We start from the raw sequence: 21,682 nt of genomic DNA, 5'->3' as shown, positions 1-21,682 counted from the left end.
CAAGCGCCGGATGACGTATCATCCGGCGTCCCCTTTTCCTGACGATCGCCGTCGCCGCTCCGTGGTGACCGCGCATGATGCTCGATAAGAGGACCGACCCATGTTCCAGTCCTGGACCTCTCCGTTACTGCGGCGCAACGAACCGGTTCTCATCGCGGTGCTACTGGTCGCCATCGCCGTCTTCGGCTGGATCGATCCGCGTTTTCTGTCGACCGGCAATCTTGTCAGCATCGCGCAGCAGAGTGCGGTCATCGCCCTCATCTCTTTTGCCATGACGGCCGTGATCATCGCGCGCGGCATTGATATTTCCGTCGGCAGCAATCTTGCCTGCTCCGGCATCGCCGCGGGTCTTGCCTACACGGCAACCGGCTCGGCGAGCTTGAGCCTTCTCGCCGCGATCGGTGGCGGTGCCGCAATCGGTCTGCTCAATGGAACGCTGATCGGCTTTGCCGGCATCTCCCCATTCATCGCAACGCTCGCCACCATGGCGTTTGCGCGCGGCCTGGCGCTCAGCCTCTCCGGCGCATCCAGCATCGCGGTCGCCGATCCGGTCCTGCTTTTCGCGGGACGCGAGACGATCGGCCTCCTGCCGGTCTCCGTCATCATCGCCGCCATCTGCCTGGGCCTCTGGTGGTTCGTGCTCAATCGTACGGTCTACGGACGCTGGATCTATGCGGTCGGCGGAAATGCGGGCGCGGCGCGGGCCTCACTGGTTCCCGTCGACCTCGTGCGCATCTCCGTCTACCTGATTGCCGGTGCGACAGCCGGACTCGGCGCGATCCTCACCATCGGTCGTCTCGGTTCGGCACAGCCGCTTGCCGGCACCGGGCTCGAATTTACAGCCATCACAGCCGCGATCATCGGCGGCACGAAACTGTCCGGCGGCCAGGGCTCCATCTGGGGAACGGCGATCGGGGCGCTGCTGCTGGGCGTCATCAACACCGGCCTGTCCTTCCTGCAGGTACCGCAGATCCTGATCTATTTCGTGACCGCGAGCCTCATTCTGGTGGCCGTTCTCACCAGCCAGCCGGAGAGTGTCGCCGCCCTGTTCAAGACCGGTGGCCGCAAGTCCACCCCGTCGCCCCGCAACACCGCCGCAACACCGGTCGGCAAACACAGCATCGCCTTGCGCGGGCTTGGCAAGTCTTTTCCGGGCGTCAAAGCACTCGACGGTGTCAGCTTTGCCGTCTCGGCCGGTGAGGTAGTGGGACTTGCCGGCGAGAACGGGGCCGGGAAATCGACGCTGGTGAAGTGCATTTCCGGTCTGCATCGCCCGGACGAGGGTGAGATCATCATCGACGGCAACGCCGTCCAGTTCCACTCCCCCAGCGACGCCAAGGGCATCAGCGTCATCCATCAGCATTTCAGCCTTTCGCCGGACCTGACGGTGGCCGAGAATCTCTTCATCGGCCGCGAACCGCATACCCGCCTGGGATTTCTCGACCGGGCCCGGATGCGGCGAGATGCAAAATCCATCATGGACGAGCTGTCGCTCGACATCGACATTGGCGCGGAGCTGCGAACGCTTTCCGTCGGGCACCGGCAGATGGTGGAAATTGCCCGTGCCGTTCTGTCCGATGCCTGGTTCTTCATCATGGACGAGCCGACCAGCGCGCTCTCCAACCGCGAGCGCGACCAACTCTACGACCTGATCGACAGGCTGAGAGCTCGCGGCGCCGGCATCCTCTACATCTCGCACAAGATGGAGGAGATCTTCAGCCAGTGCGACCGCGTCGTCGTTCTGCGTGACGGACGCTTCATCGGCGAGCGCCAGACCCGCCAGACCAGCGAGGCCGAGATCGTCTCCATGATGGTCGGGCGCGATGTCGGCGACATCTTCCCCTATCTCGAAGCGCAAGTCGGCGAAACCGCGATCGAGATCAGCAACATCTCCGATGGCAAGCTCTTGAAGTCGGCCACGCTCAGCGTGTGCAGGGGCGAAATCGTCGCGCTCGCCGGCCTGATGGGCAGCGGCCGCTCCGAAGTGCTCAGGCTGATTGCCGGCCTCGAACCCATGCATGGCGGCACGCTCAGAATTTTCGGCGGGCAGCAGACCGGCGGCGACACCAAGGCCGCCAATCGCGCCGGCATCGTCTACATACCGGAAGACCGGCATCTGGAAGGCTTCGTCGGCACGATGTCGATCAGGGATAACCTGTCCCTCGCCTGGATTCGCGACAACAGTCAATTCGGCCTGCTGAGACCTCGCCGCATCCTGGCACTCGCCCGCGATCTCATCGGCTCACTCGGCGTGCGGCCGGCCCAGCCCGACAAGATGACCATCGAGCTTTCGGGCGGTAATCAGCAGAAGGTCGTCATCGGCAAATGGCTGGCCACCAAGCCGAAGATAATCCTGCTTGACGAGCCGACACGCGGCGTCGACGTCGGCGCTAAGTCCGAACTCCATCAACTGATCGCAAGATTGAAGGCCGAAGGCGCGGCGATCCTCATGGTGTCGAGCGAGTTGCCCGAGGTTCTCGGCGTTGCCGACCGCATCGTCGTCATGCGCGAAGGCCACTCTGTCGGCACGCTGGCTCGTGGGGCGACGGAAGAAGACGTGATGACGCTGGCTTTCGGTGATCGCACGATCACACCACCAGCCTGCGCACCCCGGCCAGCATCCAACCTTGCACCATGCCTGTGAGGAGAAACCCTTTGAGCAAGCTGAAGATCGCCATCGTCGGTGCCGGCTACATGGGCCTCCTGCATGCGCAGGTGGTTGCCGCTAGCCCTGTCGCGGAACTGTCGGCATTCGTTGATCCGAATCCTGCCTCGGGAAGCCAGGCCGCGTCCGATTTCGGTGCCCGGCATTTCCGCGATGCCGCCACCGCGCTGGCCGCCAATGCCGCCGACGCCTATATCGTGGCGGCACCCGACACGCTGCATGAAGACGTCTGCCGCACGCTGCTCGATGCCGGCAAGCCGGTGCTGCTCGAAAAACCGATGGCTCACGATCTTTCCGCTGCCAAGGCGATTGCTAGAGCGGCGGAGAAAAACGGCGCGCGCCTGTTGGTCGGCCACATCCTGCGGTTCGACCCGCGCTATTGCGAGGCAGCGGCAGCGGTGAAATCCGGGCGGATCGGCGAGCCGATCCACGGCAGCAGCGGCCGTTTCACCAATCGCGAAGTCGGTCTTCGCATGAACGGAAATTCGAGCGTCTGCTTCTACCTCGGCGTGCACGACGTCGATGCGCTGCAATGGATCTCAGGTTCGGACATCATCGCCGTCTACTCTCGGCCCGTCGCCAAGCTCATGCCTTCGCTCGGAGTTCGATCCGAAGACGCGATCTTCTCCACCGTCGAGCTGTCGAACAGAATGAGCGGACAGCTCTATTTCGGCTGGACGCTGCCACCGACCGTTCCGACCGGCATCTGGGCACGCACGGAAATCATCGGCACGGAAGGCATGATCGACCTCGACGTGCGCGACCACGGTCTACGCATCCTGTCGCGTGGACAGTGGTCGCAACCCGACGCCCTGCACTGGCCGACCGTCAATGGCCGTGTCACCGGGGATCTCTTCGAGGAGGTCCACCATTTCATTTCGGCGGTTCGCGACGACACCCCTTTCGTGATGCCGGTCGGCGACGCCCTGCGCGCCGTCGCCGTCAATGATGCCATCCTGCGCAGCGTCAAATCAGGCCTGCGCGAACCGGTCGAAGATTGGCACATCCGATGAGAGGATCCTCATGACCCGCCAACAGAACATCTGGTGCAGGCGCTTTCTCGACCTCTCGCCGTTGATCCTGCTGGTCATCCTGCTGGCGATCTTCGCGCTCATCGACGCCCGCATCGTTTCAACCGCCAGCCTCATCAACATCGTCGCCCAGGCGACCCCGATCGCCATCCTGGCGCTTGGGGCTCTGATCGTTCTGCTGACGGCGGGCATCGACCTGTCCGCCGGCGTCGGCGTCGCCTTCTGCGCCGTCTTCATCGCCAGCCTGATCGACGGCGGCGCCAGCCTGCCGCTTGCCCTGCTCGTCGGCTTTGCCGTGATGGTGGTGATCGGCCTCGCGAACGGCGCCGTTATCGCACTGTTGAAGATACCGCCCTTCGTGACGACGCTGGCCACAATGGTCGCGCTGCAGGGCGCAACGCTTGCCGTTGCCTCCAAAGGCGTCCTGATGCTGAAGGATCCGACGCTTCGCGCGGTCGGCATCGAGCGCAGCTTCGGCATTCCCAATGTCATCTTCGCAACACTCCTGATCGTCGCCGTAGCAGCAATCCTGATGCGGCACAGCCGTTTCGGGCTGCGTACCTATGCGCTCGGGTCGGATGCCGGAGCCGCGGAACTTGCCGGCATCCCGGTGACGAAACACACGATCCTCGTCTATTGCGCCTCCAGTATCTTCGTCTTCCTGACGGCTGTGATCATGATCAGCCGGGTGCCTGTCGTGACGCCCAATATCGGTGGTACCTCGCTGCTTCTGGACGCGATCGCCGCTGCCGTGCTCGGCGGCACCAGTATTTTTGGCGGACGGGGAACGGTGTGGGGCGCGGTCGTCGGCGCCCTGATCGTCAGCCTGCTGACGACGGCGCTTCGGGTGTTCGGCACGGACCCGTCCAGCCTCGAACTCTACAAGGGGGCAATCATCATGGTCGCTCTCCTGGCCGATTCCGGCATGACCTACGCCAAGGCGCGGCTTGTCGAGGCAGCACGATGAACGAGCCAGCTCCGGCCTTGCCGATCCCGCCTGGATCCAGCTTTGCGCTGATGACCTCCCCGGATACGGAAAGACACGCGACAGCCGGCGTGCATAAACCCGTCGTCATTCTACCGCTCGGCGCTGTCGAGCAACATGGCCCGCATCTGCCGCTCGGCGTCGATTGCTGGCTTGCGGAAGCGGTTGCGCTCGCCGCGGCGGAAGGACAGGCTTCCATGCGTGTCGCCGAACCTTTCGCCTATGGCTCGTCCGAGCATCATCGTTCCTTCTCCGGCACCATGAGCCTCAGCCCGCAGACCTTCATCGCCGTTCTCGTCGATCTCTGCACCTGCCTTGCCGAAGACGGCTATCTGCCGGTCATGCTGAACGGGCATGGCGGAAACCGCGCCGCCATCCAGGTGGCGATCACCACCCTTGGTAAGCGTGGCATCGTCACGGCGGGTTTCTCGTATTTCGATCTCATCGCCGACCTGGCGGCGGAGGCCCTGCCCGATGCCGCTACAGGCACCGGTCACGCTTGTGCGCTTGAAACGTCGTTGATGATGCATGTGCTTGGCGACAGCGTTCGCCGCGATCTCATCCCGCCAGGCGGCACTCCGCCATCCTGGCCGGATCCTCACCTTTACGCCGCGCCGGCCGTCACCGTCTGGCGCCGTTTCGAAGCCATCCGCGGCAACGGCGTCATCGGTACGCCCTCGGAGGCGAGCGCGGAGGCCGGCAGCAGACTTTTCATCGCAGCCGTGGAACGCAGCCGCGCCGCCATTTTGAACATCCAATCCGAATTCGGCCAAAGGAACGCATGATGACAGTCCATTTCAAATCTTCTCTCGAAGGCCCCAACCTGCGCGGCATGGCGATCGTCTCGGAGCCGGAAGCAGCCGCCCGCATCGGCATCAACCGCATCGGCGGCGAGTGGATTGCCGGCAGCTCCGGCAAATTCCTGAAAATCGACAGTCCGTCGACGGGCGAGCATCTCGGCTATCTCTCGCTTTCCACCCGTGCCGATGTCGGCCGCGCGGTGAAAGCCGCCGAAGGCGCACGCGAGGCCATGCGCAAGATGGGAACCTTCGCGCGGGCTCAGCTGTGCATGCGCATCGCCGACGCGATCGACAGGCGCGCCGAGGAGCTCGCACGGCTGCTCTGCCTGGAACAGGGCAAGCCCTTCCACAGCGAAGCAAAGGCCGAAGCATCGGCGGCAGCTCTCGGTTTCCGCAATGCGGCAGAGCAGATGAAGTGGCTGGAGACGGCGGCGTTTCCGCTTGCCGATGCCAACAAGCGCGCCTTCAGCTTCCTGCAGCCGAAGGGTGTCTTTGCCATCATCACACCTTGGAATTTCCCGCTCGCCCTGCCCTGCCTCTATTATCTCGGACCGGCCATCGCAACGGGCAACACCGTCGTCTGGGTGCCGGCGCCGACGACGTCGCTGATTGCCACGGCACTTGTCGAATGCTTCATCGAGGCGGGCCTGCCGGACGGCGCCATCAATCTCGTTCTGGGTGACGGTGCGGAGGTGGGCGACGAGGCGGTCGTTCATCCGGGCACCCATGCCATCGGCTTCACCGGCAGTTCTGTCACAGGCGCGACGATCGCCCGGCGTGGAGCGGGCAAGCCGCTTCTGCTCGAAATGGGCGGCAACGGTCCGACCATCGTGCTGGCCGATGCCGATATCGACATGGCCGCCGCCCAGGTCGGGGCCGGCTGCTTTGCCAATGCCGGGCAGATCTGCACGGCCACCGAACGCGTGCTGGTGCATAAATCCGCCCATGACCGTTTCATCGAAGGTCTCGTGAAAGCGGCCGCGCAGGTGAAAATGGGCGACCCTTTCGATCCCGCGACGACGATGGGTCCGATCAACAATGCGGTGGCCGTCGACAAGGTGCTCAGCCACATCGCGGACGCCCGCGCGCGTGGCGCCGAGATCGTCACCGGCGGCAATGTGGCGTCGGGTTTTGCCACCAATCTCTATTTCGAGCCGTCGATCGTCACAGGACTGACCCGGGAAAGCCTGCTCAATGTCGAGGAATCCTTCGGGCCGATCGCACCAGTGCTGACCTTCGAGACCGACGAGGAGGCGATGGAACTTGCGGCGTCCAGCCCCTACGGCCTGTCGGCCGCGGTCTTCACCAGCACCATCAAGAACGCCTTTGCCTTTGCTGAAAGCCTGAAGGTCGGCATCGTCAACATCAACGAGATGAGCTGTTATTGGGAGCCGCATATTCCTGCCGGCGGCGCCGCCGGGACGCAGAGCGGCCTCGGCCGCACCGGGGGCCGGCACACGCTGATGGAAATGTGCGATTTGAAGACGATTACCGTGGATATCACCCGCTGACTCCAAGGCCCGCGCCTTGTGCGCGGGCTTGCCCTCGAGCTGTCAGGTGGACCGGCGCAGGCTGTCGGCCATTTTCTCGCCAATCATGATCGAGGTGAGATTGGTGTTTGCCTGGCAATCGAGCGGCATGATCGACGCATCGATAACCCGCAGTCCTTCCAAACCGTAGACCCGGCATTCCGGATCGACCACGGCCTCGCCGGGCCTTCCCATGCAACAGCCTCCGATCCCATGCTGCGCATCGGAAGACTGCGCCAGCAGGAAATTGTCGACCTCCTCGTCGCTTGCCGTTTCGAGCCATGACAAAGGCAGATCGGAATCCCCCAGCAGGACGCGCTCGGCGATCGCCTGGATCGGCGCCTGCCGGGCAATCTCGCCAAGGTGGCGATAGGCGATACGCATACGCTGGAGATCCATTGGATCGTCCAGCATGTTCTCTTCCACGAGCGGCTGGTCGAAAGGGTTGGCGGAACGCAGTTGCACGGTGCCGCGGCTCTTGGCCTCCATCAGGATCAGATTGACCATCGCCTCGCCGAACTGGGCGCTGTCGGACTCCACGCCGATGCCGCCATGGTTCATGGCGACGTAGAGAATGTCGTCGCGCTCAGCGCCCGGCACGCCCGAACTCATCCGCACACAGCAGTTGGTATGCCGCGCGTCGACATCGGTCGCCTTGAATCCCGGCTTCAGCTTCAATTCGATGCGGCAATAAGGATGGTCGAAGAAACCTTCGCCGACCGGCAGGTCGGCAAGCACCTCGATGTCCTTTCGTTTCAAGAGAGCCGCGGGACCGATGCCCGAGCGCTGCAGGATGACCGGAGAGTGGATGGCGCCGGCCGAGACGATGACCAGCGGCGCCTCGAATTTGCGAACTAGCCCGGCCACGATGGCCAAAACGCCGATCGCTTTCCTGCCATCGAAAAGCACCTTGTCCACCGTCGCCTGCCCGATGATGGTAAGGTTCGGCCGGTCGCGGGCAGCTTCCAGATAGCCGTCATTGACCGACACGCGCTTGCCGGCTCGACTGTTGATGGGATAGGTGCAAGCCCCTTCGGCATCCGGAGCATTGAGATCGTCATGCCAGGGATGGCCGAGAGCCATCGCGCTTTGGCGCATGGCCTTGTCGACGCTGCCCCAGCTTTCGACAGGCGCGCGGTAGATCGGAATCGGGCCGCCGCTGCCGTGAAAATTGGCCGCGATCGGGTCATCCTCCAGGCGGCAGAAGAAGGGCAGCACGTCGGCTCCCGACCAGCCCTTGCATCCGATTTCCTCCCAGCGGTCGAATGCATGGAGCACACCGCGAATGGCAATCTGCCCATTGACGGCCGTCGAACCGCCAAGCCCCTTGCCGCGCCAGTAGACCCGGTGTTCCTGCCGCTTCGTGCGACGAGCCATCAGGTCGGGATACATGTATTGTTGCTGAAAATGATCGGGAAGAAGCAGGTTGAAGGGATTTGGGCTCGCCATCTCGGCAGGTTGCTCGCCGCTCCGGTAGTCCGGCCCCGCTTCCAGCAAAAGCACGTTCGTGGCGGCATCTTCGGTTAGCCTGGCGGCAAGAACAGCCCCGGCTGCGCCGGCTCCGACAACGATGACATCAAAGGGCATGCCGCACTCCCTACATCCGACCAATGCACGGCTTGCTCGACCGCGACATCATGTTGATTTCATTTGCGCACGATCATCTGCTGGCATTCAGGCTCAGCGATGTACGCCGGAACCAACCACCTTAGCCGCGCTGCACGACTGCAAGATCATCATGATTTGTTTTATATGTAAATATGATTTCGTATATGAACTCCCATCTACTCCATATGGCGCGACGAACCCCGGTGCTCTCCGTCACTGCCGGCGATTCTCAAACCGTCATCGTCCATCGCCTTTTGATAGCGATCGGCTCTCGACAAAAGCGGTATTTGGCGTGCTGCCCCTTCCGAGTCGCGCCCAGGGAACAACTGCTTCCATGGAAAGTTAGTCCATGGCTACACCGCCGGTGAGCTTTCATGACAATCCAAGGGAGACAAATCATGGCGACTGCAAAAAGAGCGACGACAAAAGGACTGGAGGCTTTGTTCCTCGATGGGCTGAAGGACATTTACTACGCTGAAAAGAAGATACTCAAAGCCTTGCCGAAGATGGCAAAGGGCGCCGAATCCGAGGAGGTGGCCGCGGCCTTTGAGAAACATCGCATAGAAACCGAAGGCCAGGTCGATCGGCTCGAGCAAGTGTTCGAACTCATGGACAAACCGGCCCGCGGCAAGACCTGTCCGGCGATCGACGGCATTCTTGAGGAAGGGTCGGAAATTCTCGACGAATACAAGGGTGACCCGGCGCTGGATGCAGGACTGGTCGGCGCGGCACAGGCCGTCGAGCACTATGAAATCGCGCGCTATGGCACGTTGGTCGCGTGGGCTGAACAGCTTGGCAAGAGCGACGTGGTCAAGCTCCTCAACGAGACATTGAAAGAGGAGGTCGCGACGGACGAAGCGCTTTCCGGGCTGGGCGAAGGCGGTGTCAATGAGCGCGCCCTGCAGCAAGCTGCCTGACTGGGCGTCGTCGCCCCGGCGCCAAGCCGCCGGGCGACTTCGCGACCCGGCCTCGCGGCCTCTTCGTCGGCACCCTTCAGATGCAATCAGACCCACCCCGATACTTCGGAGTGGGTCTGCTGAAATCACACGCGATCAGCGGTTCTTGTGGCTTTGTTCGCCAGCTTTCACATGCTGTTCGTGGGTTCCACCACGCATGCCGGATCCATCGCCCTGCTGCCGTTGCCCACCACCAGCGGCCTGCTGTTGCTGACGATTTTTATTGTCGGCGTTCTTGTGGCTCTGCTGGCCTGCCTTCACGTGCTGTTCGTGGCTACCACCTTGATTGGGCATTGTTCTTCTCCTTCACAATCCGCGAGGCGACAACCGCCTCGATTGCCTAAGACGAGTCAGGCGCGAACGTTCCCTCACGTAATATTTTGTGAAGACCATCAGACAAAGCCCACGGCGTTCGAAGGCGCCCGAGATGGATGCCGGATTATTTCTGGCGTTGGCAACGAGTTCATCTTGGCCGTGACCGACGTTGCCGGCGGATCTCATGCCTGTGCCCACCAGGAGGAAAATGCATGTCATTCCGATCCGAGAGATTTACAATCACTTTGACCTATAGCGACGATGAAAGAGCGCAGGCCGCCGCAGCGCTCTATCAATACAACATCGCACAGACCGGGATCGACGACCGAGCTGATATCGGAGCGGAGCTTCGCGACCAGTCAGGAAAGACCTGGGGCGGGCTTTGGGGCAGGACGGAGCTTGGGCTCCTGTTTCTCGACATGTTCTTCCTGCCTGAGCAGTTGCGTGGCCAATCCTTTGGCTCACAACTTCTCACGACGATCGAGGAAGAAGCCATCCGGCGGGGCTGCAAGAAGGCCGTCGTGGAGACGAGCAGTTTCCAGGCGCCGCTATTCTACATGCAGCACGGGTTCGAGGAATTCGGCAAAGTCGAATTCGGGATCCCTGGACATGCCCGAGTCTTCCTTCGGAAAGATCTGCTGTAAGTCTTGGGACAGGGCGCACGGATGGCCATCGGCTAGTTGTTTCAAACGCCAGATGCTCTGGAACAAATCGACGAGTGCGGAGTTAAACGCGTCGCGACGCGCAGTCTTGCAGCGACGTGTCGAATAGAGTGCATCCCGCTGGAGAGGCATGTGCGTACTGGACATTTCAGAAAGCCGATTATCATTCAACCTGGCCGGATAGACCGCGACAGGGTTGTGGTTTCGGTGTCGGACGCAGCCGAAGTGCTGCTGCGGGACTGGCCAAAGCCGACATCCGAGAGGCGTCTTGCCGCGATCAGAGCGTGCCTTGCCGTCATGCGAGGCGAAAAGCCTACAAGGACCGCACGACAGGCGTTCATCGTTGCGGCCAAGGACGCCAAGATTCTGCTGAGCGAGCAAGTCTGACCGTGGTGGGTCGCCTCGCCGGTGCCTGCAAGTGCGACTCTGCCGAGATTGGTTCGAAAGGGAGAAATCATGATCAAGGTTTCAAGTCCCACGCCTGCCGCGGCCAGAAGCGAAGTTCAGGCAGGAGCAACGCAGGACAAAACGCCGGGGTTCGATCCCGCCATTGCCCCGCTTGAGACAGACGCCGAGGCTGCGGACACGCAAAATCCGGTCGCTGGGACAAGTCCGCCGCGCACTCGCCCAAAATTCGAAAACGATGCCAGCTTTGCCAATGCCATGCGCCCGGTCGAAGGCGAGCCGGAACTGCGGCCCGGCGGCAACTGGCCGGTGTTGGTAATTGCAGCTGTCGTTTTGATAGCAGCCGTGGTTTTCCTGACGGCAGGCATGCTGCGCTGAGAATGATCCCGACGATGCGGCACCACGACCTATTCCTGGAGGTCTGGTGCGCCCTTCATGCCCGAGAGTTCGGTCATTGGGCACAGCAGCCGCGGTCGCGCGGGATCGGAAATGTCGAGCTTGTTCCAAGGGATGCGATATAGACCGTCGCGGCGGCGCAATCGGAAAAGATCCAGCACTGCCACGCCTATGGCCGAGGCCGAGAGGCGCTCGAAAGCGGCGTAGACCCCGACATGGAATTCGGTGACGACGAAATCGTCACCATCCCGTTCGGCGTGGATCTCCTCGATATAGCCGACATTCTTGCCGCGCTGCGAGAGTACGCGTCGCCCAGCCAGATGCTCAAGATTGACGGTGGTCATCATCAAGCTCCCGGAATGCGCCCGATGACATGGTCGCGCAACCAGTCCTGCCAGGCGAAGATCGACGTTTCTCGCACATCGATGTCGAACTCGATATCGATGCCGATATCTTTTACCTCGTGCCAGGCGATCCGATGGGGCTCGCCATGCTGCTTGCCACCCAGCTTGACCGCGAGCCGCGCCATCCACCGCCCAGGCCGTGCGCCGAGGCGACGTGCCAGGGTGATGGAGCCGAGCTCGATGGCAATGATCCGAGGCGGCTTGCCAGGCCGTAACTCCGCCACCAGCCCGTCGACCTTGCCGATCTTGATCTGCTCGCGGTCGACCACCTGCTTGTCGAGGAGATCACGCAGCAACTTCATCATGTGCCTCCGAATATCTGCAGCGGGATGGTCACCACCGCCAGTACGAAGCCGAGCGCGATGATGAAGATGACGGCGGCATTCGACAAAATGCCATTGCGATGCTCGCCGACATAACGTTTGTCGTTCAGCAGAAACAGGAAAGGAACGACCGTCAGCGGCAGGCTGGCTGCCGTCAGCGCCATGGAGAAGATGGTGAGCCTCAGCGGATCGAGACCAAGCGCGATGGGAATAGCCGCCAAAAGCAATGATATCGTGTAGGTGGCGCTGAAACCCGGATCGTCGCGCGGCTTGCGATCCTCGCCCCAATTCCAGCCGAAACCCTGGGCCACAAGATAGGCCTGTTGCAACCCGACCTCTAGTGCGGCGCCGAAGCAGGCAATGGCGAGGGAGGCAACAAACAGCACGAAGCCCCAGAAGCCGAATATAGGTATCAGCATCAACGGCAACTGGTGATAGTCATCCACTTGGGTGACGCCATGCGTGGCGAGCACGAGAGCGGCCACGATCAACACGCCGATCGAGATGGTCCCCCCGAAAGTCATGCCCAACCCCGCTATGGCCCGATTGGCTCCGAGATAGCTTTTGTCCCACCGATCCTCGATGGCCCCCGAGGAATAGAACATGAAGAGGTAGGGCGATATCGAGGCGCCGAGAATGCTGACCGCCATGAACCAGTAATTGGCGGCATCGTGGACCGGCAGCGAAGGCACGGCGCCCCTTGCGACTGCCGTCCAATCGGGTCTCAGCATCACCGCTCCGACGACGAAACACAGCGTCACCAGACCGAGAATAGATACGCCCTTCTCGATGAAGCCGAACGTGCCTTTCCAAAGCAGCAGCCACGCCAGCAAAGCCACCGGCAGTGCCCACCACTGGAAGCCTATGCCGGTGGCAAATTCGAGTGCAATGGCGACGCCGCCGATCTCGGCGGACAGCACCAGGAAATTGACCAGCAGGGCGGCAAGCAACGGCCATAGAAAGACGTTGAAGCCGAATCTCTCGCGGATGCCGTCGGAGATCGTGTGATGGCTCACGGCCGCGAACCGGCCGGACATTTCGACAAGGAAGATGATGCAGACGGTGCCGAGCACCACCGCCCAGATCAACTGGAAGCCAAACATCGCGCCTGCCTGCGCCGCCGTCGCCATGGACCCAACTTCGAGGAAGCCGCCGACGCTGGTGACGACGCCGAGGGATATCTCCATGAGCTTCTTCATGGCTTCGGCGCGAAATACTTGGCGTAGGCGGTAGCGAGCGAACGCGACGCCAGCCGTAGATCCTGTTGCGCGTCTTGGACCTCCGGCCGGTCGCCCGCCTGCAATCCGGCCTCTGCACGTGCCACCGCGACCGACAAATCGTTGACTGCCTTCGTCAGCGAAGCTTGCTCGGCGGGTTCACTGGTTTCGGCGGACCGGATTTGCGCCCCGGCATCGGCAAGCGTCTTGCCGATCGATTGCAGCGTACCCGCCGTGTATGCTGTCGGCGCCGCCCCTGCCGCCCAGGCGTCCAGCGCCATCAATACAGTCTGCGATGCGGAGGCCGCTGTTCGTGATTGCTGCTCGATCTGATCGGAAGATGAGCATGCCGACAACATCAGCAACAGCAAGCACAAGCAGTCGAGCCTGAGATAGCGGCGTCTAACGATCAAATCAGGCGTTTGGTGCGCCACCGAATAGTCTCCCCCGACCCAACAAAACCGTGGCCGGCGTAAATCTGATCTAGAGCACTCGTCGGGTCCGTCAACGACCGCGCCCGCCGATCCGGAGCACGAGGCGGCGAGCCAGGTCCCGATCGGTTTCAATTGCCGCATCAGCGTAAGCTGAAGGTCAGGCGGGGCGATCCCCGTTCGGAGCGTCTTGGATTCTGTATTCGTGAATGAGGCCGAGAACCTGAGTTCTGACTGTGTCGCGCGCGTCGGGCTGGATGAAAAACATCAGCCGTTCGACCGCTTCAACGACTGCTTCGGGCAGATCCGAAACCGCATCGGTGAATTCGCTGCCATGCTCGTACATATTGTCCGTCAGTTTCTTGTCGAGGTCGGAAAGGATGCCCATCATCCACACTCCAGATCCGTGCTGTATCGAACTCACTTCGGCACCGTCACCGCGACGCCGCCTCGCCTGTTGCTGCCGGCCGTCGATCACTGCTGCCCCGGCATTTCCGTGTTTTCCCTGGGATTTTTCTGGACGCCGGCAGCCGGGGCGGTATCCGCCGGGGCATTGCCGCCCTGGTTCTGCTCCGGCGCACGTTTCAGCGGGGAGGTCTGCCAGCCCATATCGACGTAGAAAAAGCCGACGACGAAACCGACAATGATGACAGCCGCTATCACCAGCGAGATTATTGCGTTGCGCCGCTCCATAGGCCTAGCCACCACTTGGCTTGGGAGATGCCGGCTGGGTTGGCTGCGTACCTTGCTGGTCGCCGCCGGTGCTGGTCTGCGGTGTCGGGTTGGTGTCCGTCGTGGGATTCTTGTCGACCGGCTGGCTGTTCGTAGTATCCGTCTTGGACTTGGCTGGATCGGCATTGTCGTTGCACCCCGCCAAGGCGAGCAATGCCGCCGACATCAAAAGCACTGCCCTCATGCTGATTTCTCCTGGCTGAGTCCGGGCGAAGCCGCCTGCCAATGACCTATCCGGTCGAACCGCACCGAGAGCCCTTGTTTGACCGCGCTTCTAGCCAGCAGATGGTCCAGTTCGGCGTCTTCGATCGGGCTTCGTACGACCTGGCGAATGGCCTTGCAGGCAAGTTCCGTCGAGACGAAATCATATCTCCTGCTCCTGGCGACGACATATTGTTCGACCAGCATCTTTACGCGCCTGAGCGCGATTTCTTCGGCGTAATGCATTTTGTTCCTCCTGCGCGCCGAACTGCCAAACGGGTACATTGTTCCCACCAGAACTTAAAAACATGGCAGCCGAACTCACGGGAAAGCCCGCGCTTCCCGAGCAGGGACGCGCGGGCTGGATCAGGCTGAGGGGGACCCGATCGTGCAGCATCAAACAAGGGGAGCAACGACGCTGCACCGACATCGAACTCCCACCGACCTGAGTTGTTCCACCTCTCCACGCGCCGCTGTTCATGGCTTGGACGAACTCAAGGACAAATCGTTGTCACGGCCCCCATACGGCCGCGCATCAAACCGCACGGAACAATCAGCCCCGACAGTGGTTCGGCCGAAGCGAGTTCGGAGGACGTGATGACAAATGAAAAGTTGGCCGTGGTGACGGGCGCCTCAAGCGGCATCGGCAAGGAACTCGCCAAACTGTGCGCCAAGGACGGCTACCATCTGATCATAGCCGCTGACGAACCTGCGATCCGGCAGGCCGCCGAGGCGCTCGGTTCGCATGGTGTGACCGTCGAAGCCATCGAGGCCGATCTGGCGACCGAGGAAGGTGTCGATCGTTTGATCGCCGGGATCGGCGATCGCGATGTCGACCTGTTGTTCCTGAATGCCGGACGTGGGCTCGGCCGTGGTTTCGTCGATCAGGATTGGAAAAAAATCCGCCGCATCATCGACACCAACATCACCGGGACCGTCTATCTCGCGCATCAACTCGGAGCCAGGATGGCACGCCGCGGCCGAGGCCGCATCCTCTTCACAGGATCGATCGCTGGTTTCATGCCCGGCACTTTCCAGGCGGTCTACAACGGCACCAAGGCATTCATCGATTCCTTCTCGATCGCACTGCGTCATGAGTTGCAGGACACAGGGGTCACAGTCACCGTGCTGATGCCCGGGGCAACGCAGACGCGGTTCTTCGAACGCGCCGAAATGATGGATACCAAGGTCGGCACAGATGAGAAGGACAATCCCGCCGATGTCGCCAAAGCAGGCTACGAGGCGATGATGGACGGTGAGGAACAAATCATCAGCGGTTGGAAGAACAAGCTGCAGGTCGCCGCAGCGCATGTGACGCCGGCAGGCACGCTGGCCGAACAGCATCGCAAGATGGCCGAGCCGGGTTCGGCGTCCAAAGACTGATCAATCCGGCATCACGGCAGAGGTTCAGAGGCGCCTTTGATCCGACCTGCCCCTTCAACCTTCTTCCAACAAAGGAGCACCATCATGAAAGCGCTCACATGGCACGGCAAAGGCGACATTCGATGCGATCAGGTGGCTGACCCCGGCATCGAGGATGATCGCGACGTCATCATCAAAGTCACCTGTTGCGCCATATGCGGCTCGGACCTGCATCTGATGAACGGATATATGCCGACGATGAAATCGGGCGATGTGCTCGGACACGAGACGATGGGCGAGGTCGTGGAAGTCGGCAGCGGCCATTCGAAGTTCAGAAAGGGCGACCGCATCGTGGTGCCTTTCAACATCTCATGTGGCGAGTGCTGGTTTTGCCAGAAGGGGCTGTTCTCGCTTTGCGACAGGTCCAATCCCAATGCCAAACAGGCTGCCGAAGTGATGGGACAATCCCCGGCTGGCCTGTTCGGCTATTCGCATCTGGTGGGCGGCTATTGGGGAGGGCAAGCCGAATATCTGCGTGTTCCTTTCGCCGACGTCGGTCCGATAAAGGTGCCGGAGGGAATGGACGACGAACAGGTGCTGTTCCTCTCCGACATCTTTCCAACCGGCTATATGGCAGCTGAAAACGCCGGCATCGAGCCAGGCGAAACCGTCGCCATCTGGGGTTGCGGTCCGGTTGGTCAGTTCGCCATCCAGAGCGCATGGATGCTCGGCGCCGGCCGCGTCATTGCCATAGACAAGGTGCCGGAGCGGCTGGCGATGGCTCGCGAGCACGGCAAGGCCGAGACGCTCGACTTCAGCAATTCCGATATCTACGACGCTTTGATGGCGATGACCGATGGCCGCGGTCCGGATCGCTGCATAGACTGTGTCGGGACCGAGTCGGATCCCGGCGCCAGTGCCGACTCCATGCTCGACAAGGTCAAGGCTGCCGTCTATCTCGGCACCGATAGGCCGCATGTATTGCGCGAAGCAATCTACTCCTGCCGCAAAGGCGGCACCATCTCGGTGCCCGGCGTCTATATCGGCCTCGTCGATCATATTCCGTTCGGCGCCGCCATGAACAAAGGACTGACCTTCCGGATGGGTCAGACGCACACGCAACGCTATCTCGAACCGCTCCTGGCCATGGTGCAGAAGGGCGACATCGATCCCTCCTTCGTGATCACGCACCGGGCAGACCTCGAAGCGGGACCAGACCTCTACAAGACGTTCCGTGACAAGCAGGATGGCTGCATCAAGGTGGTAATGCGACCGCATGGCTGAGATGTCGGCATCTTGCGCGGGGTCCACCTTGCGCGGATTCCCCGCCAAGGATAGCACCGACGCCGACGAGGAACCTGGAACTTTCGACCGTGGCGGTGGTTGACCCGCAGAATAAACTCAGGGCGACGAGACTATCGTCGCCCGCCCGCTGCGAAGGAAGCTATCGCCATGAGCAATGAGAATTCCACATCGAAACCCAGCGTCCGGTCACCAAACGCCGATGCTCTGCCGCACCCGAGACGGGACGCCAGTGACACGGATGCCGGTGCCAAGCCGCTGACGCCGAAAACCGCCGGCACGTCCCGGCCATCGGTCCCGCCGCTGGACAATCCGGTTGCCAATCGAAACGCGGGGCGGCCGCGTCAGGCGAGCACCACGCCTAGGCCGACGGACAAGCCCCTGGACTGATCGAAACCGGCCTCTTGAATTCATAACGAGTGTTTGTCGGGACGAAGCGATGCCAGGTCGGCCAGGGTGTTGAGAAGTGCAGCGTCGCCTGCTGGCTTCGGCACGAATTTGCAGTTTCGGAAGGGTGTGGGAACGTCGCGCGGCCCAAATCCGGTCATGAAGGCGAATGGGATGCCGCGAGCCAGCAATGTTTCGGCCACGGGCAGACTTGTTTCACCGTTCAATTGAATGTCCAGCAGCGCCACGTCGGCTTTGCCTGCATCGATAAGCTGACGAGCCGCGGCGACCGACGAGACCGGGCCGATCACCGGATAACCCGCCGCACGCAGGCGTGACGCGATGTCTTCGGCGATCAGCCATTCGTCCTCGACCACCAGAACGCGTGGCCTGTCGTCGCTCACGGCGCCTCCTTGTGGTTTGCTGGAAACGCGATCTGGACGCTGAGGCCGTCCTTGTGGAACGCGGTCTCGACATGGCCGCCGAGCCTGTAACCGATTTCTCCCTGCAGCAGAGTCAGCCCAAAACCGTTCTCCAACGGCGCCTTGACAAGAGGGCCGTCCTTTTCCCGCCAGCCAAATGTGAAACTGTCGTCCTCGATCGACCATTGCACACTGACCTTGCCATCGGTTTTTGACAAAGCGCCGTACTTGGCCGCGTTGGTGGCCAGTTCATGAATGGCCATACTCAGGGAAAGCCCCTGTTGCGGACCTAGTTTGACATCCTCGCCATCGAGTTCGATCCGCTCGATGCCGAATGGTTCGAGCTCCTGCTGGAGCAATTCCCTGACCGAGGCTTCCTTCCATCTCTCCCGGGTCAGCAGGCCGTAGGCCCGCGACATGGCATGCAGGCGACCGATCAGCGCGTCCGCGAACTCCTCCTTCGTATCAGAACTTTCCCGCGTGCGGCTTGCAATGCTGGCGATCACCGCAAGCATGTTCTTGACCCGGTGGTTGAGTTCCGAGATGAGCACCTGCTGATGCTCTTCCGCCTGTGCCAGAGTGGTGACATCGACAAGTGTCACCACCACGCCCTGGATCCTGTTGCCCTTGTCGCGATAGGGATTGATGCGGACCATGTGGAACAGACCCCTGGCATCGCGTGCCAGATGGTGATTCAGGACCTCGCCCGTCTCGAACACCTTGTCGATGTGCTGCTTCAACTCGGGGTAGTCGAGTTGGCTCGACAGATCCGTCAGCGGCCGGCCGACATCGGAGGGGCGCAGGCTGAAGAAGGATGACGCCGCCGGCGTGAAGGTTCGCACCACAAGGCTGCGGTCGAGGAAAATGGTCGCGATGTCGGTGCTTTCGAACAAGTTGCGCAGGTCGCCGTTGGCGTGGTCGAGCTCTTCTATCTTGGCCGTCAACTCGGCGTTGATCGTGTTGAGCTCCTCGTTGAGCGACTGCATCTCCTCCTTCGAGGCTTCGAGTTCCTCGTTGGTGGATTGCGCCTCCTCATTGACGGAGACGAGTTCCTCGTTCGACGATTTCACCTCCTCCAGCGCGGTCTCGTACTCCTCGATCGTCGATTGCAGGCGCTCTCTGGTGTCGCGTAGTTCCCGCTCGAGATCGGCGGTGCTGTCACTGTCACGGCTGCCGCCATCTTCGTTGGACCGGGCCTGGGTCGGCCCCGACGGCTCGAAAAGGACAAGGTAGAGCGGCTCGCCATTGCCGCGTTCGGCGAGCGGCTCGATCGTCAGCCTGATCGGCTGGACCCGCTCGTCGTCTTCCTCCACGGTGAGGTTTTCCCGCACCACTGTGCGGCGCGTCGTCGTCGCTTCCCGCAACGCGGCGCGGAGGTCCAGCCGCAGCCCACGCCTAGCCATCGTCAGCAACTGCCGGCTGGGAATCCCTTGTGGCGCTTCGAGATATCTGCCGGTCCTGGCCGAATAATAGACGACATCGCCCTCGGCGTTGACCAGGACATGCGGCGGCGCGAACCGTTCCAGCACCTGCGCCTCGACTGCCTGCCGCAGGGGATAGCCGACAAGTCCCTTCTTCGAGCCGGCGCTTTCGGATGGGAAGACGCTGGAATGGCTTTCTCCGATCAGGGCCGGCAGTCTGATGTGCGGTGAGGCATGCTCCCGCGCCTGGAAAATGCGATGTTTCTTGTCGACAGTGGCAAACAGATTGTCGTGCTGCCCGACGCTTTCGGAGGTGCCGAGGAACAGGTAACCGCCGGGCTTCAATGCATAGTGGAAGACAGGGATTACACGGCTCTGGATGCTCGGGCCGAAATAGATCAGCAGATTGCGGCAGGAGACCAGGTCCATGCGCGAGAAAGGCGGATCGCGAATGACGCTGTGCGGCGAGAAGATGCACAGTTCCCGTATCTCGTTGCTAATGACATAGCTCTCTCCGTCGCCGTTGAAGAACCGCTGTCGGCGTTCGGGTGAAAGCCCTTGCAGCAAGGCTTCGGGATAGCGTGCCGCCCGGGCCACCGCCAGCGCAGGCTCGTCTATGTCGGTGGCAAATATCTGGACGCGCGGAACGACCGTAAGCTTCTCCATGTGTTCGCGCAGCAGGATGCCGATGGAGAATACCTCCTCGCCCGTGGCGCATCCGGGGACCCAGACCCTGACGGTGTCGCTGGCGGTCTTGCCTTCGAACAGCTGCGGTATGATATTTCGCTCGAGCAACTCGAAGGCATCGGGGTCGCGAAAGAAGTTGGTGACGTTGATCAGCAGATCGCGAAAAAGGTTCATCACCTCGCGAGCATCCTTCTTCAGCCAGTCTATATAACCGCTGATGGAATGAACCTGGGCGATCTGCATGCGTCGCTTCACGCGGCGCAGGAACGTCTTGGGCTTATAGCCCGAGAAGTCATGGCCGGAGTGGCTGCGCAGAATGGCGTAGATTTGTTCTCGCACCTTGTCGATGTCGGGCGTTTGATCGCCATCGTCTTCCGCCAACCCCTCCAGCGTGTCGAAGCCGCGGGCGAAAGCCTCCAGCTTCGCCCCGATCTCCTCGGCAGTCACAGCGATATCGACGAGTCCACTGGCAATAGCGCTCTGCGGCATGTCGGGATTGCGCGGCCCGTAGCCGTCCGGCGCTTGCGCGACGATAAACCCGCCCCGCTCCTTGATGGCCTTGGCGCCCAGGGTTCCATCGGAATCACCGCCCGACAGGATAACGCCGACGGCATATTCGCCCTGGTCTTCACCCAGTGCGCTGAAGAAGATATCGATGGGCTTGCGCTCCTGGGTAAGCCCATTGGGCCGACGCAGGTGCAGCACCCCCGATTCAATGGCCAATGTCACGTTTTGCGGCATCACATAGACGTGGTCAGGTTGAACCACCGTGCCATCCTCGACCACCGAAACAGGCATCTCGGTGTAGTGGCTGACAACCTCATGCAACAGACTCTCCCTGTTGGGGCTGAGATGCGTGATGATGACGAACGCCATGCCGGGCTGGCCGGTCACGCCCTTGAAAAGGCCCTCCATCGCGGGAATGCCGCCCGCGGACGCGCCTATGCCCACGATGGGAAATCTAGTCGATCGGGCAGTCACGGCATGTCCCCCTTTCGCCGACCCGACATGAAGTCTCCTCAAGGCCGGATCGAACAGGACACAACCATATAGCGCGCAAGACGGATGGAACAAGACGTCAGGGATGACGTTGAACCCGATATCAATGGTGGTTCAATGGCAAAACGATCTGCTGACATAAAACTCCCGACGCCGGTGGTATCAGGAGCGCCTGGATCGCTCGAAGCTTCCCATGCGGGGCCCGTCCCGGATCGCATGCTGACGCTTGCGAAACGGTTGCAGGCGGCCTTGGATGACAGAATTCGGAAAGCAAATCCGCTGCATTCTAACCTCCGTTCCAAGAAAGGATGACGACGTGCGCGACCTGCGGGGGCTGCATATTCTGATAGTCGAAGACGAATGGACGATGGCGGGAGATCTTGCGCGGTTTTTCAGCAATATGGGCGCCATAATCCTTGGTCCCGCTGCAACTGTCGAACAG

Annotated in this window: 23 protein-coding genes and 1 pseudogene; 12 read left to right on the top strand and 12 right to left on the bottom strand. The window is 61.5% G+C overall.

Annotated elements, in window-relative coordinates:
- The first annotated feature begins 100 nt into the window (after positions 1–100).
- From EOB80_RS01840 to EOB80_RS01820, 5 genes are read left to right on the top strand one after another with little or no spacing between them, the layout of a single operon-like run.
- Positions 101–2,644, top strand: coding sequence for an ATP-binding cassette domain-containing protein (locus EOB80_RS01840; RefSeq protein WP_127326463.1), 2,544 nt, complete (start codon positions 101–103; stop codon positions 2,642–2,644).
- Positions 2,645–2,655: 11 nt separating this feature from the next.
- Entirely contained in the window at positions 2,656–3,678 is a 1,023-nt protein-coding gene (locus EOB80_RS01835; protein ID WP_127326462.1) for a Gfo/Idh/MocA family oxidoreductase, read from the top strand.
- Between the two features lie 10 nt (positions 3,679–3,688).
- Positions 3,689–4,663, top strand: coding sequence for an ABC transporter permease (locus EOB80_RS01830; RefSeq protein ID WP_024503985.1), 975 nt, complete (start codon positions 3,689–3,691; stop codon positions 4,661–4,663).
- Positions 4,660–5,466 (top strand): creatininase family protein, encoded by an 807-nt coding sequence (locus EOB80_RS01825; protein ID WP_127323041.1) that lies wholly within the window; start codon positions 4,660–4,662, stop codon positions 5,464–5,466. Before EOB80_RS01830 ends, EOB80_RS01825 begins: the two co-directional genes overlap by 4 nt.
- Positions 5,466–6,992: an aldehyde dehydrogenase family protein gene (locus EOB80_RS01820; protein ID WP_127326461.1), complete on the top strand. Its 1,527-nt coding sequence runs from the start codon at positions 5,466–5,468 to the stop codon at positions 6,990–6,992. The genes EOB80_RS01825 and EOB80_RS01820 overlap by 1 nt, the downstream gene beginning before the upstream one ends.
- A gap of 42 nt (positions 6,993–7,034) precedes the next feature.
- Here the strand turns inward: EOB80_RS01820 and EOB80_RS01815 are convergent, their stop codons facing one another.
- Entirely contained in the window at positions 7,035–8,597 is a 1,563-nt protein-coding gene (locus EOB80_RS01815; RefSeq protein ID WP_127326460.1) for a GMC family oxidoreductase N-terminal domain-containing protein, read from the bottom strand.
- 419 nt (positions 8,598–9,016) lie between these two features.
- Here EOB80_RS01815 and EOB80_RS01810 point away from each other — a divergent pair, with 419 nt between their 5' ends.
- Positions 9,017–9,535, top strand: coding sequence for a ferritin-like domain-containing protein (locus tag EOB80_RS01810; RefSeq protein ID WP_127326459.1), 519 nt, complete (start codon positions 9,017–9,019; stop codon positions 9,533–9,535).
- A 135-nt stretch (positions 9,536–9,670) separates the two neighbouring features.
- Here the strand turns inward: EOB80_RS01810 and EOB80_RS01805 are convergent, their stop codons facing one another.
- Positions 9,671–9,868 carry a hypothetical protein gene (locus tag EOB80_RS01805; protein ID WP_013530427.1) on the bottom strand — a complete coding sequence of 66 codons (198 nt, stop codon included), beginning with the start codon at positions 9,866–9,868 and terminating at the stop codon, positions 9,671–9,673.
- 233 nt (positions 9,869–10,101) lie between these two features.
- Between EOB80_RS01805 and EOB80_RS01800 the strand changes: the two genes are divergently transcribed.
- The 3 genes from EOB80_RS01800 (at position 10,102) to EOB80_RS01790 (ending at position 11,334) form a co-directional block, all read left to right on the top strand.
- Positions 10,102–10,533 (top strand): GNAT family N-acetyltransferase, encoded by a 432-nt coding sequence (locus tag EOB80_RS01800; protein WP_127326458.1) that lies wholly within the window; start codon positions 10,102–10,104, stop codon positions 10,531–10,533.
- Between the two features lie 150 nt (positions 10,534–10,683).
- A complete protein-coding gene (locus tag EOB80_RS01795; RefSeq protein WP_127268255.1) occupies positions 10,684–10,938 on the top strand; it encodes a DUF982 domain-containing protein in 255 nt (84 codons plus the stop codon).
- 69 nt (positions 10,939–11,007) lie between these two features.
- Entirely contained in the window at positions 11,008–11,334 is a 327-nt protein-coding gene (locus EOB80_RS01790; protein WP_127322793.1) for a hypothetical protein, read from the top strand.
- Positions 11,335–11,363: 29 nt separating this feature from the next.
- Here EOB80_RS01790 and EOB80_RS01785 read toward each other — a convergent pair whose 3' ends face one another.
- The 8 genes from EOB80_RS01785 to EOB80_RS01750 all read right to left on the bottom strand — a co-directional run bounded on the left by EOB80_RS01785 (position 11,364) and on the right by EOB80_RS01750 (position 14,906).
- Positions 11,364–11,696 carry a hypothetical protein gene (locus tag EOB80_RS01785; RefSeq protein WP_127292269.1) on the bottom strand — a complete coding sequence of 111 codons (333 nt, stop codon included), beginning with the start codon at positions 11,694–11,696 and terminating at the stop codon, positions 11,364–11,366.
- Between the two features lie 2 nt (positions 11,697–11,698).
- Positions 11,699–12,058: a hypothetical protein gene (locus EOB80_RS01780; RefSeq protein WP_127326457.1), complete on the bottom strand. Its 360-nt coding sequence runs from the start codon at positions 12,056–12,058 to the stop codon at positions 11,699–11,701.
- On the bottom strand, positions 12,058–13,278 hold the full coding sequence (locus tag EOB80_RS01775) for a divalent metal cation transporter (protein WP_127326456.1): 1,221 nt from the start codon (positions 13,276–13,278) through the stop codon (positions 12,058–12,060). Before EOB80_RS01775 ends, EOB80_RS01780 begins: the two co-directional genes overlap by 1 nt.
- Positions 13,275–13,730 carry a hypothetical protein gene (locus tag EOB80_RS01770; RefSeq protein ID WP_127326455.1) on the bottom strand — a complete coding sequence of 152 codons (456 nt, stop codon included), beginning with the start codon at positions 13,728–13,730 and terminating at the stop codon, positions 13,275–13,277. The genes EOB80_RS01775 and EOB80_RS01770 overlap by 4 nt, the downstream gene beginning before the upstream one ends.
- Before the next feature lie 157 nt (positions 13,731–13,887).
- Entirely contained in the window at positions 13,888–14,118 is a 231-nt protein-coding gene (locus EOB80_RS01765; protein WP_031212583.1) for a hypothetical protein, read from the bottom strand.
- A gap of 83 nt (positions 14,119–14,201) precedes the next feature.
- A complete protein-coding gene (locus tag EOB80_RS01760) occupies positions 14,202–14,420 on the bottom strand; it encodes a hypothetical protein (protein ID WP_013533184.1) in 219 nt (72 codons plus the stop codon).
- 4 nt (positions 14,421–14,424) lie between these two features.
- Positions 14,425–14,643: a hypothetical protein gene (locus EOB80_RS01755; protein ID WP_127255009.1), complete on the bottom strand. Its 219-nt coding sequence runs from the start codon at positions 14,641–14,643 to the stop codon at positions 14,425–14,427.
- Positions 14,640–14,906: a hypothetical protein gene (locus EOB80_RS01750; RefSeq protein ID WP_127326454.1), complete on the bottom strand. Its 267-nt coding sequence runs from the start codon at positions 14,904–14,906 to the stop codon at positions 14,640–14,642. The genes EOB80_RS01755 and EOB80_RS01750 overlap by 4 nt, the downstream gene beginning before the upstream one ends.
- A 351-nt stretch (positions 14,907–15,257) precedes the next feature.
- On the opposite strand from EOB80_RS01750, the gene EOB80_RS01745 reads away from it, so the two are divergent.
- Both EOB80_RS01745 and EOB80_RS01740 read left to right on the top strand, forming a co-directional pair.
- On the top strand, positions 15,258–16,043 hold the full coding sequence (locus EOB80_RS01745) for an SDR family NAD(P)-dependent oxidoreductase (RefSeq protein WP_127326453.1): 786 nt from the start codon (positions 15,258–15,260) through the stop codon (positions 16,041–16,043).
- An 84-nt stretch (positions 16,044–16,127) separates the two neighbouring features.
- The gene (locus EOB80_RS01740; RefSeq protein ID WP_127326452.1) at positions 16,128–17,306 is read left to right on the top strand and encodes a zinc-dependent alcohol dehydrogenase; all 1,179 of its coding nucleotides are present in this window, start codon (positions 16,128–16,130) and stop codon (positions 17,304–17,306) included.
- Between the two features lie 428 nt (positions 17,307–17,734).
- On the opposite strand, the gene EOB80_RS01735 is transcribed toward EOB80_RS01740, so the two are convergent.
- Both EOB80_RS01735 and EOB80_RS01730 read right to left on the bottom strand, forming a co-directional pair.
- Entirely contained in the window at positions 17,735–18,115 is a 381-nt protein-coding gene (locus EOB80_RS01735; RefSeq protein ID WP_127321138.1) for a response regulator, read from the bottom strand.
- Positions 18,112–21,222, bottom strand: a complete 3,111-nt coding sequence (locus tag EOB80_RS01730) for a CheR family methyltransferase (RefSeq protein WP_127326451.1) — start codon at positions 21,220–21,222, stop codon at positions 18,112–18,114. Before EOB80_RS01730 ends, EOB80_RS01735 begins: the two co-directional genes overlap by 4 nt.
- Positions 21,223–21,493: 271 nt before the next feature.
- On the opposite strand from EOB80_RS01730, the pseudogene EOB80_RS35005 reads away from it, so the two are divergent.
- Positions 21,494–21,682 (top strand): annotated as a pseudogene (locus EOB80_RS35005) (response regulator); the annotation flags it as partial.

Origin of the sequence: Mesorhizobium sp. M7A.F.Ca.MR.245.00.0.0 (assembly GCF_003997415.1) — a bacterium.
Lineage (GTDB): Bacteria > Pseudomonadota > Alphaproteobacteria > Rhizobiales > Rhizobiaceae > Mesorhizobium.
The sequence above is the reverse complement of the archived record's forward strand: the minus strand, read 5'-3'. Positions and strand labels throughout refer to the sequence as shown.

Bases quoted from the DNA above. Each gene is read 5' to 3' on its own strand.
- EOB80_RS01840 (WP_127326463.1), top strand. From the start codon at position 101: ATGTTCCAGTCCTGGACCTCTCCGTTACTGCGGCGCAACGAACCGGTT.
- EOB80_RS01830 (WP_024503985.1), top strand. From the start codon at position 3,689: ATGACCCGCCAACAGAACATCTGGTGCAGGCGCTTTCTCGACCTCTCG.
- EOB80_RS01825 (WP_127323041.1), top strand. From the start codon at position 4,660: ATGAACGAGCCAGCTCCGGCCTTGCCGATCCCGCCTGGATCCAGCTTT.
- EOB80_RS01820 (WP_127326461.1), top strand. From the start codon at position 5,466: ATGACAGTCCATTTCAAATCTTCTCTCGAAGGCCCCAACCTGCGCGGC.
- EOB80_RS01815 (WP_127326460.1), bottom strand. From the start codon at position 8,597: ATGCCCTTTGATGTCATCGTTGTCGGAGCCGGCGCAGCCGGGGCTGTT.
- EOB80_RS01810 (WP_127326459.1), top strand. From the start codon at position 9,017: ATGGCGACTGCAAAAAGAGCGACGACAAAAGGACTGGAGGCTTTGTTC.
- EOB80_RS01805 (WP_013530427.1), bottom strand. From the start codon at position 9,868: ATGCCCAATCAAGGTGGTAGCCACGAACAGCACGTGAAGGCAGGCCAG.
- EOB80_RS01800 (WP_127326458.1), top strand. From the start codon at position 10,102: ATGTCATTCCGATCCGAGAGATTTACAATCACTTTGACCTATAGCGAC.
- EOB80_RS01790 (WP_127322793.1), top strand. From the start codon at position 11,008: ATGATCAAGGTTTCAAGTCCCACGCCTGCCGCGGCCAGAAGCGAAGTT.
- EOB80_RS01785 (WP_127292269.1), bottom strand. From the start codon at position 11,696: ATGACCACCGTCAATCTTGAGCATCTGGCTGGGCGACGCGTACTCTCG.
- EOB80_RS01780 (WP_127326457.1), bottom strand. From the start codon at position 12,058: ATGAAGTTGCTGCGTGATCTCCTCGACAAGCAGGTGGTCGACCGCGAG.
- EOB80_RS01775 (WP_127326456.1), bottom strand. From the start codon at position 13,278: ATGAAGAAGCTCATGGAGATATCCCTCGGCGTCGTCACCAGCGTCGGC.
- EOB80_RS01765 (WP_031212583.1), bottom strand. From the start codon at position 14,118: ATGATGGGCATCCTTTCCGACCTCGACAAGAAACTGACGGACAATATG.
- EOB80_RS01760 (WP_013533184.1), bottom strand. From the start codon at position 14,420: ATGGAGCGGCGCAACGCAATAATCTCGCTGGTGATAGCGGCTGTCATC.
- EOB80_RS01755 (WP_127255009.1), bottom strand. From the start codon at position 14,643: ATGAGGGCAGTGCTTTTGATGTCGGCGGCATTGCTCGCCTTGGCGGGG.
- EOB80_RS01750 (WP_127326454.1), bottom strand. From the start codon at position 14,906: ATGCATTACGCCGAAGAAATCGCGCTCAGGCGCGTAAAGATGCTGGTC.
- EOB80_RS01745 (WP_127326453.1), top strand. From the start codon at position 15,258: ATGACAAATGAAAAGTTGGCCGTGGTGACGGGCGCCTCAAGCGGCATC.
- EOB80_RS01740 (WP_127326452.1), top strand. From the start codon at position 16,128: ATGAAAGCGCTCACATGGCACGGCAAAGGCGACATTCGATGCGATCAG.